The sequence below is a fragment of the Methylobacterium soli genome (assembly GCF_008806385.1).
Taxonomy (GTDB): Bacteria; Pseudomonadota; Alphaproteobacteria; order Rhizobiales; family Beijerinckiaceae; genus Methylobacterium; species Methylobacterium soli.
In genome coordinates this window covers 36,950-47,051 of sequence record NZ_VZZK01000041.1, presented here as the reverse complement: position 1 = coordinate 47,051, position 10,102 = coordinate 36,950, and the positions used below count along the sequence as shown (strand labels likewise).

The 10,102-nt window shown below is 71.2% G+C and carries 3 protein-coding genes; all 3 read right to left on the bottom strand.

What is annotated here, in order from left to right; genetic code table 11:
* Positions 1 to 150: 150 nt before the first annotated feature.
* Positions 151 to 762 (bottom strand): PAS domain-containing protein, encoded by a 612-nt coding sequence (locus F6X53_RS26840; protein ID WP_151004127.1) that lies wholly within the window; start codon positions 760 to 762, stop codon positions 151 to 153.
* A 407-nt stretch (positions 763 to 1,169) separates the two neighbouring features.
* Entirely contained in the window at positions 1,170 to 2,537 is a 1,368-nt protein-coding gene (locus tag F6X53_RS26835; RefSeq protein WP_151004125.1) for an aminotransferase class I/II-fold pyridoxal phosphate-dependent enzyme, read from the bottom strand.
* Positions 2,534 to 9,955, bottom strand: coding sequence for a type I polyketide synthase (locus tag F6X53_RS26830; protein ID WP_191971021.1), 7,422 nt, complete (start codon positions 9,953 to 9,955; stop codon positions 2,534 to 2,536). Before F6X53_RS26830 ends, F6X53_RS26835 begins: the two co-directional genes overlap by 4 nt.
* Positions 9,956 to 10,102: the final 147 nt, after the last annotated feature.

Here is a 10,102-nt window from a genome sequence, read left to right as displayed (position 1 = left end):
GGTCCTGGGCGTCGCCGCCTCCGTCGCAGGACCCATCGGATCCGCCGCCTCCGTCTACGCCTATACTCGATGAGCCAAACGCGCGCGGCCGTTCCGGCCGCTGCGGGGAGAGAGGAAACCGGGTCCCGAACCGATCGTTCGGGGCCCGCCTCAGTTCATCGCCCGCCGCCGCTGCGCGCTCTCGGCGCGGGCGAGTTCGCGCCCGATCTCCCAGAGCGCCACGTCGATCAGGTTGCGAAGGGCCGGATTGTCCACGAGGTCGAGGGCGCGCCGGGCCGCGATGCAATGGTCCGCCGCCCGCTCGAGCGGATGCGCGCCGGGATCTTCCGGCGTCGCGAAGTAGCCGTCCCCGTCGAGGCGGGTCTCCGTCACGTCGATGAGGATCCCGTAGCCGCGGGCCGGATGCCCGGAGGGGCCGAGCTCGACACGTCCGCGGCTCAGCAGCCAGCGCGTGCCCTGGCTCGGATGGCACACCCGGTACTCGCACAGGAAGGGCCCGGCGGCCTTGCTGCTGTGCCGGATGTGATCGGAGAGCCAGGACGAATCGTCCGGGTGCACGCAGACGAGGTCGGTATCCAGGTCGAGGGCCTGGCCGGCGAGGTCGCCATCACCCGTAAGCAGCAGCGCTGCCCCCTCGTCGAAGACCGCGCTCGAATTGGCGATATCCCATTCCCAGATGCCCACGACGCCAGAGGCGTTCAGGGCCGCGCGCAGGCTCCCGCTCAGCCCCGCGTCACGGTCAGTCGGCTCCGAGGACGCCATACTCGCTCCCGCCTGCAGCCGCAGCGCCGGATCGGCGCAGCCATCGATCACCACTCATAGCAGCCCGCTGCGGCCATGTGAGCAAAATTTGCGTGCTTCGCTCCAGTGATCGATGCAGTTTTTGCTATTTTTGCGTCGGCTTCAAGCGGTACCCGGATCGGCGTGATTGATTTTGAGATCAAATCTTCCGGGGAGTACCAATGCCGCTATCTAAGATTGCAGTAAGACCGCAGGCACAGCCAAAATGCAGGGCGGAAAAAGCAACTAAAAGTAGAACAGGCTGCGGTTTAGGTCGATAAAATCGAAATTGCGCGGCGCCGTCCGGCAGCCGCGCAATGCGCTCGTGATTCGTCCTGGGACGCGAGGGTCTCGGCGCGGCGCTTCACCGCGCGCGTGAGGCCGCAGGCTCAGCCGCGCTTGGCCATGAGTTGCTCGATCAGCGAGCCGCCCTTCTCGATCGCGGCGAGTTCCTCGGCAATCGCCGTGACGGTCTCGCGGATCTGCTCCGGGGTGTGCTCGGAGGTGAGGAAGAAGCGCAGGCGCGACGCCCGTTCCGGCACCGCCGGATGGATGATCGGCTGCACGTTGATGCCGCGCTTGAACAGCCGGTCCGACAGGGTCACGGATTTCAGCGAATCGCCGACGATCACCGGGATGACCGCGAGGCCCAGGCTCGTGCCGGTGTCGATGCCGAGCTCCTTGGCGCAGGCCAGGAACAGGTTTCCGTTGCGGCGAAGCCGCTCGACCCGCTCGGGCTCCTCCAGCATCACCGCGAGCGCCGCCTCGGCGGCGGCCGCGAGGGGCGGCGACATGCCGACGCTGTAGACGAAGCCGCCGGCGGTGCACTTCAGGTACTCCACCAGGGCGCCGGGGCCGCAGATATAGCCGCCGCAGGTCGAGAGCGTCTTCGAGAGCGTGCCCATCCAGATGTCGACGGCGCGCGGATCGACGCCGCAATGCTCGAACAACCCGGCACCGGTCGCGCCGGTGACGCCGAGGCCGTGCGCCTCGTCGACCATCAGCCACGCATTGTAGCGCTCCTTGAGGGCGACGAACCCCGCGAGGTCGGGCGCGTCCCCGTCCATGCTGTAGAGGCCCTCGATCACGATCAGGGCGCGGCGATGCTCGTGGCGCGTCGCCGCGAGCAGGCTCTCCAGGGCATCGAGGTCGTTATGGGCGAAGGAGCGCCGCTGCGCCCCGGAGAGCTGGGCCCCCGTGACGATGCTGTTGTGGCTCAGGGCGTCGTGGAAGATCACGTCGCCGGGCTCGAGCAGGGCGCCGATCGTGGTGGTGTTGGTGGCGTGCCCGCTCACCATCACCACGCAGGCCTCGGTGCCGTAATGCCTGGCCAACGCCTTCTCCAGGGAGAGATGTCCCGGGCGCTCGCCCGCCACGATGCGGCTCGCGGAGGCCGAGGTGCCGTAGGTCTCGATCGCCTCGCGGGCGGCCGCGTTCACCCGCGGATGTCCGTTGAGGCCGAGGTAATCGTAGGACGAGAAGTTCGTGAAGGTCCGGCCGTCGATCCGCGTCGTCGCGCCGGCCTTGGCGTCGTGGACACGGAAGAACGGATTGCCGAGACCGATGAGGTCGGCGGCCGAGCGCTGGAGCTTCAGCTCACGGTAGCCGGGCAGGGTCTCGAAATCCTGCGCCGCCGCGTCGCCGGTCTTCGGCTGGGGCCGCGCCGGCGCCGGCCGGGGCGCGCTGCGCCCGAGCCGGTTCGTCACGAAACCCGCGAGCGCCGCGCGCCCATCATCCGGTCGTGCCGATTGTGTCATGGCAGGATCTCTTTGATCTCCAGGCTGTTCTGCTCGACGAGCGTCTGGAACGGCGCCAGGGCCTGCACGTCGACATCGGCCCCGACATGCTTCTGCGCGAGGCTGAGCGCCACGCCCGCGGCCTCGTCGACCGGCGCCGAGACCGACTGGATCAGCGTCTCGGACAGCTCGTTGACGGTGAGGCCCGACGAGATGCCCGAAGGCGGTGCGTCGAGGGCGAAGCGTTCCTGCAGGCTGGCGCCGAGCTCGACGCCCATCAGAGAATCGAGGCCGATCTCGGAGAGCTGGCGCACGCGGCTGATATCGTCCTTGGGCAGGCGCAGGATGCGGGCGATATCCTCCACGATGGCATCGGAGACGGTCTTGCGGACCGCGTCGATGTCCTGCGTCTTGAGCAGTGCGCCGATATTGATCGCCGCCACCGAGCCGGATTCCATCTGCTGATCGGATCCGAGCTCAGCGTAGCTCGGCGAGCGCATGGTGGCGAGGCGCTCGCGCGCCTTGCCCCAATGCATCGCCGCGATGGCGATCACGCCGTCATCCGAGCTTTGCCCCTGGCCCTCCAGCGCCTCGGCCATCAGGTCGAGGCAGCGGCGGGCATCCATCGGCGTCACGCCGACGCGACCGGCCAGGGTCTCCATCACGGCGCGGTTGCGGGCGAGGACGCCGACATCGCCGATGGCGCCCCAGGCCACCGCGAGGGCCGGCAGGCCGAGCCGCCGGCGCTGGCGGGCCAGGCCCTCCATGAAGCCGTTGGCCGCCACGTAGGCGCCCTGTCCCGGGTTGCCGATGAAGGTCGTGGCCGAGGAGAACAGCACGAAATAGTCGAGCGTCCGGTTGCGCGTCGCCGCGTCGAGGTGCTGGGCGCCGATCACCTTCGGGCGGATCACCGCCTCGAGGGCCGCCGGCTCCATGTTGGCGATGAGGCCGTCCTGCAGCACCATGGCCCCGTGGACGATGCCGGCGAGCTTGGCGCCGCCGCGCTCGATCTCGGAAAGCAGCGCGTCCACCGCCGGGCGGCTGGTGATGTCGCAGGCCTTGGCGACGACGCGGACGCCCCGCGCGGTCAGCTCGGCGAGGAGCGCCTTGGACTCCTGCGTCGTCGCGCCGTTGCGGCCGACGAGGACGATCTCCCGGGCGCCGCGATCGGCGAGCCAGCGCGCCGCCTCGAGGCCGAAGCCGCCGAGCCCGCCGGTGACGAGGTGAACGCCCGTCTCCGAGATCGCGAAGGCGCGCTTGGGCTGAGCCATGATGCGGCCCGGCGCCGGCGGCGCGATCACGATCTTCCCGATATGCCCCGATTGCTGCATCAGCCGGAAGGCGTCCGAGGTCTCGTCCGCCGTGAAGGGCTGGTAGGGCAGCGGCTTGAGGCCGCCATCGGTGAACAGCGCCATCACCTCCCGGAACAGCCGCGCCCCGTCCTCGCCCTGGTGCTGAAGCACCTGATCGAGATCGACGCCGAAATAGGTCAGGTTCCGGCGGAACGGGCGCAGGCCGATATGGGTGTTGGCTACGTAGTCGCGCTTGCCCAATTCGATGAAGCGGCCAAACGGCTTGAGGACGTTGAGCGAGCGCTCCATCGCCTCGCCGAACAGGCTGTTGAGCACGACGTCGACACCCTCGCGGGTGATGCGGCGCACGTCGTCCACGAAGGCGAGCGAGCGGGAATCGAGCACGTGCTCGGCCCCGAGCGCCTTGACCAGCGCCCGCTTCTCCCGGGAGCCGGCGGTGGCGATGACGCGCGCGCCCTTCAGCCGGGCGATCTGCAGGGCCGCGAGGCCGACGCCGCCGGCGCCGCCATGGACCAGCACCCACTCGCCCTTCTTCAGGTTGGCGAGGGAGACGAGGCCGTAATAGGCGGTCAGGAAGGCGACCGGGACGGTGGCGGCCGCGAGCGGATCGAGCCCGGGCGGGCAGGGCGCCACCACGAGCTCCGGCACCACGATGTGGGTGGAGAAGCCCGATTGCGCGAAGGCCACCACGGGATCGCCGACGCCGAAGGCCTTCACGCCCTCTCCGACGGCAACGACCCGGCCGGCGCATTCGAGGCCGAGGCGGGGCCCCGCGAAGCCGTCCTCGAGGATCTCCTCGGGCAGCATCGAGAGCGCCCAGAGCACGTCGCGGAAGTTGAGACCGGTGGCCTCGACCGCGATCTCGATCTCGCCGGCCCCGGGCTTGCGGCGCTCGGCCGGGCCCCAGGCCATCTCGTTGAGGCCGCCGGTGTTGCTGCGCTCGAGGCGCGCGGCCTCGGCCGGCACCGCGTCGGCCGCCGGCCGGCGCGGGGCCTGCCCCGGCGCGAAGCGGATCACCCGCGTGCTGTCGTCGTCGAGGATGATCTCCGTCTCCGGCGTGCCGGAGAGGATCAGGTCGCGCAGGCGCTCGGAGGCGCGCTTCGAGGACATGCTCGGCGCCAGGTCGATGCGGCGCACGTCCAGATTCGCGACCTCGTTGGCAAGCGTCCGGGTGAAGGCCCAGACGCCGGCCTCGACGCTCGCGGTCGAGCCGCCGCGGTCGCGGGTCGCGCCCGGCGCCACCACCCACAGGCGGGTCTGGCGGGTGCTCAGGTGCTCGACGCAGCGCTTGAGGCTGAGGCAGCGGTCGCGCAGGCGCTCCGCGGCCTCGCCGCCGCGGGCGAAGGCCCCGGCGAGGAACACCACGGTGTCAGGCGTCTCGCGCTCCAGCTCCAGGAGCGAGGTCTCGGAATCGAGGATGATCGAGACGTGCACGCCGCTCGCCACGAGAAGCGTCGCGAGGGACGAGGCGGTCTCGGCCGCGAAGGCGTCATCCGAGCCGATCACGAAGGCGAAGCTCTGCGCCGCCGCCGGGCCGGGGCGCGGGGGCGCCTCGCCGAGGAGGATCAGGTCGTTGCCGTTGCCCGAGGCGGCGCGGTCCACCGCGACGCTGACGAGGCCCGTGGCGCTGAGCGCGCGCTGCCAGCCGGTGATGTCGTCGAGGCGGCCGATCGGCATCTCGCCGGCGGAGGCCTCGAACCAGCCCGGGGTGAGGCCGAAGACGAGGTCGCGGAACAGCGAGGCGCCGGGCTCCACGGCGATCAGCAGGCCGCCGGTCGCGAGGGCGTCGGCGAGGCGCTTGGCGAGGTCGCGCTCGCCCCGATGCAGCACGCCGCTGGCCAGGATCACGTCGAAGCCCGCCGCCGGAAGCTCGGCGGCTTCCTCGACGACGCTCACGCCGCGCGGGAGGGCGAGGCGCGCCCGCTCGGCGAGGCGCCGGTCGGTCTCGAACACGCTGAGGCGTGCCTCGATCGTGTCCGCGAAGACGGCGGCCTGGGCGGAGAGGGGGCCGAAGCCGACCTGCAGGAGGCGCAGGGCCCGGTCCTTCGGCAGCCGCTCGCGGCTCGCCTCGACGATCCGGGCGACGACGTCGGCCGAGGCGCGGGCGGTGGCGCTGCGCAGCGCGAAGGCGTCGAGGGCGTTCTGCGGCAGGGTCGGCTGGTCGTTCAGCTCGCCCGCCAGGAGCTTGTCCGCGAGGGCGGCGACGTCGGCGATGAGCACCAGCTCGGCCGAGAGCTCGGGATGATCCGCCGCGATCCAGTGCATGATCGCGTCGGGCGCCGGGAGCGAGACGTCCTGGCGGAGCGTCCAGCGGCCGCGGTCGAGCTCGGCGAGGCCGCTGCTCTCCAGGGCATAGAGGGCGTTGACGAGCCAGAGGCGCATCTCGGCCGGGACCCGCGCGTCGATCGCGACGGCGCCGGCGCGCTGCAGGCCCGCGGCGAGGCGATAGGCGAGGGAGGTCGCCCAGCCTTCGAGGAGCAGGTGGCCGGGCGAGAGCGGCGCCTCGGCCGGCGCGCGGGCGGCCTTCGCCTGCGGCTGCAGGATCGCCGCGATGCTCGGCCGGCGCTCCATCGGGATCGCGGTCGGCTCCGTGGCGAGCTCGGGGCGCTGCGTGATGGCGTAGGCGGCCAGCTCGCCGCCGGACTTGGCGCGCAGGGCCTGGAAGCGACCCTCGCGGATCGTGGCGATGACCTCGCCGTCAGCGTCGAGCACGGTGAAATCCGCCAGGATGCTGCGCTCGTTGCAGCGGCGCGTGCGGATCACCGCCCGGGCGATCGTGGCCCCCGGACGCAGCAGCCGGACCTCGCCGAAGCGAACCGGGATGTAGGCCTTGGTGGCGTTCTCGCCGAGGAGGTCGGCGAAGAGCAGGATCAGGCCGTGGAAGCAGGCATCGAGGCGGGCCGGCACGAGGCCGTAGCGCGCATCGGCCTCGGCGGGCTGCAGCTCGGAGACGATGGTGGTCTCGTCGATGCGGGCGCTGAGCGCCACCTGGCGGAAGCTCGGGCCGAAGCCGAGGCCGGCGGCCTCGGCGCGGGCATAGAGCTCGGCGCCGCTGATCGCGTGCTCGGCCGGAACCTCGACCGCATCGGCGACCGGCGCCGAGAAGGTGCCTTCGACGATCTTGGCCGAGGCGTGGAGCTGCCAGGGCGCCTGGGTCAGGCGCGGCCGGCTCAGGATCTGGATCTGGTTGCCGCTGCCCGAGAGCCTCGCCGTGACCTCGCGCAGGGCCTCCTCGCCGAACACCATCGGCGAATGGATCTCGAAATCGGCGAGCACCACGCTGTCGCTGCGCAGGGACTCGCGGGCGGCGGCGAGCGCCATCTCGACGAAGCCGGCGCCCGGCATGATGGGCTGGCCCTCGATCCGGTGATCGTCGAGCTCCGGCACCGTGGCGACGTCGACATAGCCGTGCCAGTCGAGGCTGTCGGGGGCCGTGCGCGAGCCGATCAACGGGTGGTAGGGGCGGGGCGCGGTGGCGCCGACGCCCTCGGTGGTCTCGGCCAGGCGGAAGCTGCGGCGCTGCCAGGGATAGGTCGGCAGGGACACGTCGCCCTGCGGCTCGTCACCGAAGACACGGGCCTCGTCCACGGCCGCGCCCTGGACCAGCGCCGCCGCCAGGGTCTTGCGGATGGGGTCGCCGCCGGCGGCCTTGCGGTGCATCACGCCGACCGTGGCGGTCTCGATCCCGAGGGGCTCGATGGCATCGCCGACATGCGACATCAGGGTCGCGCGGGGGCCGACCTCGATGAAGACCCGGGCGCCGCGGCGGGTCGCCTCCTGGACGGCGTCGCAGAAGCGGACGGGCTCGCGGATGTTGCGCCACCAATAGCCGGCCCCGAACTCGGTGCCCGACAGCAGCGTGCCGGTCACGGTCGAGATCATGGTGGTGGTGCCCGCCGACGGCTTCAGGCCGGCGAGGTCGCGCAGGAGCGGCTTCTCGGTCGGATCCATGATCCGGCCGTGGAACGGATAGGCGAGGTCGAGCTTGCGCCCGCGGCGACGCTTGCGCGAGGCGGATTTGAGGGCGGCGTCGATCGTCGCCTCGGGCCCCGCGATGGTGATCGCCTTGGGGCTGTTATAGGCCGCGATGTCGAGGCTCGGGTAATCCTTGAGGAAGGCTTCGCTCTCCTCCACGGGTGCCAGCATCACCGCCATGGTGCCGAGGCCGCGCGTCGTCTCCTGATGGTGGCTGCGGTAGAAGATCACCCGCACGGCCTGTTCGAGGCTGAGGATGCCGGCGGCCTCCGCCGCCGCGATCTCGCCGACGCTGTGGCCGAGGACGAAGGACGGGTTCAGGCCCTGCGCCCGCAGGGCCGTGGTCGAGGCGCTCTGGATCGCGAAGATCAGCGGCTGCGAGACGCTCGTCAGGACGAGGCGCGTCTCGAGGTCGTCGGCGAAGAGCGCGTCCTTGAGCGACCATTTCGAGTAGGGCTCGAACAGGGAATCGATCCGGTCGAAGGCCTCGCGGAAGGCCGCGTTCTCGGCATAGGCCTCCTGGCCCATGCCGGCCCATTGGCTGCCATTGCCCGAGTAGACGAAGGCGATCTCGGCGGCACGGTCGACCGCGGTGCCGATCAGGGCGGCGTCGTGATCCTCGGATTCGCCGACGGCGCGCAGGGCCTCGACGAGATCGATCCCGGCATCGAGGGGGATCGCCAGCCGGGCGGGCAGGCGCTCCCGCCGATGGGCGGCGCCGGCGGCGATGCGCGCGGCCTCGGCGGGCTCGGCCGCCGCGAAGCGCTCGGCGTAGTCGAGGGCGAGGTCGTTCAGCGCGGCGCGGCTCTGGGCCGACAGGAGCAGGATCTCGGGTGCCGTCTCGGGCGCGCGGCCGGCGGCGGCAGGCTGGCCGTCGGTGAGGACCACGTGCGCGTTGGTGCCGCCGAAGCCGAAGGAATTCACGCCGGCGAAGCGCTCGCGCGGGCCGCGCTCCAGCGCCAGGGCGCCCTGGACCACGTGGAGGTTGAGCTCGTCGAAGCGGATCTCGGGGTTCAGCTCGGCGGAATGCAGCGAGGCCGGGACCAGATCGTGCTCGAGGGCGAGGCTCGCCTTGAGCAGGCCGGCGAGACCCGAGACCGGCTCCGTGTGGCCGATATTGGTCTTGATCGAGCCGATCGGCAGCGGTGCCCGGCGCGGACGGCCGAGCTTGCCCCCGATGGCGCTGGCCTCGATCGGGTCGCCGACCGGCGTGCCGGTGCCGTGCGCCTCGACGAACACCACGGAATCGAGGTCGATCTCGGCCTCGCGATAGACCTTCTCGAGGAGCGTGCCCTGGGCGTAGCCGGAGGGCAGCGAGATGCCGGTGGTGCGGCCATCCGAGTTGACGCCGCTCGCCGCGATGACGCCGCGCACGGTGCGGCCCTGGCGCCGGGCCGCCTCGGCCGATTGCAGCACGAGCACGACGCCGCCCTCGGAGCGCACGTAGCCGTCCGCGCTCGACGAGAAGGCCTGGCACAGGCCGGTGCGCGAGAGCATCTGCGCGTTCGAGAAGCAGATGAAGTTGAAGGGGCTCGCGAGCAGGTTCACGCCGGCGACGACGGCCGTGTCGACCCGGCCGGAGGTGATCGCCGCCACCGCCGCGTCGAGGGCGACGAGGGAGGAGGAGCAGGCGGTGTCGACCGTGAAGCTCGGGCCCTTGAGATCGAAGATGTAGGAGATGCGGTTCGACAGGATCGAGAGCGTGTTGCCGGTGGCCGCGTAGGCATCGCCCGACGACGCGTCGAGGATGCGCAGGTTGCCGTAATCGAGGGAGGAGGCCCCCACGAACACGCCGATATGGGTGCCGGCGACCGCGGAGGGGCGCAGGCCCGCATCCTCCAGGGCTTCCCAGGTGAGTTCGAGCAGGAGCCGCTGCTGCGGATCCATCTGCTCGGCCTCGCGCGGCGAGATGCCGAAGACGCCCGGATCGAAGGACCAGATCTCGTCGAGGACGCCGGCGGCCCAGGTGTAGCTCTTGCCCCGCTCCTGAGCGCGCGGATGGCCGAAGCGATCAAGCGACCAGCGGTTGTCCGGGATGCGGCTGACGGCGCACCGCGCCTCGGTCAGCATTTGCCAGAGCCCGTCGACGCTGGGGGCGCCCGGGAGCCGGCACGAACGACCGACGATCGCGATGTCTGTACGTTGTGTCACGTTCGATTCGCACACGCTCGTTAACGGGGAGACGATTCGGTTGCCGACGAGAGAGCAATCCCGTCCACCCTTAGTATGGCACCACTGTGGTGTCCAACCTGCGACCGGGGGTTGCTGGCGCGAAAGTTCGAGTTTGCGACAGCCTGT

Bases quoted from the DNA above. Each gene is read 5' to 3' on its own strand.
- F6X53_RS26840 (WP_151004127.1), bottom strand. From the start codon at position 762: ATGGCGTCCTCGGAGCCGACTGACCGTGACGCGGGGCTGAGCGGGAGC.
- F6X53_RS26835 (WP_151004125.1), bottom strand. From the start codon at position 2,537: ATGACACAATCGGCACGACCGGATGATGGGCGCGCGGCGCTCGCGGGT.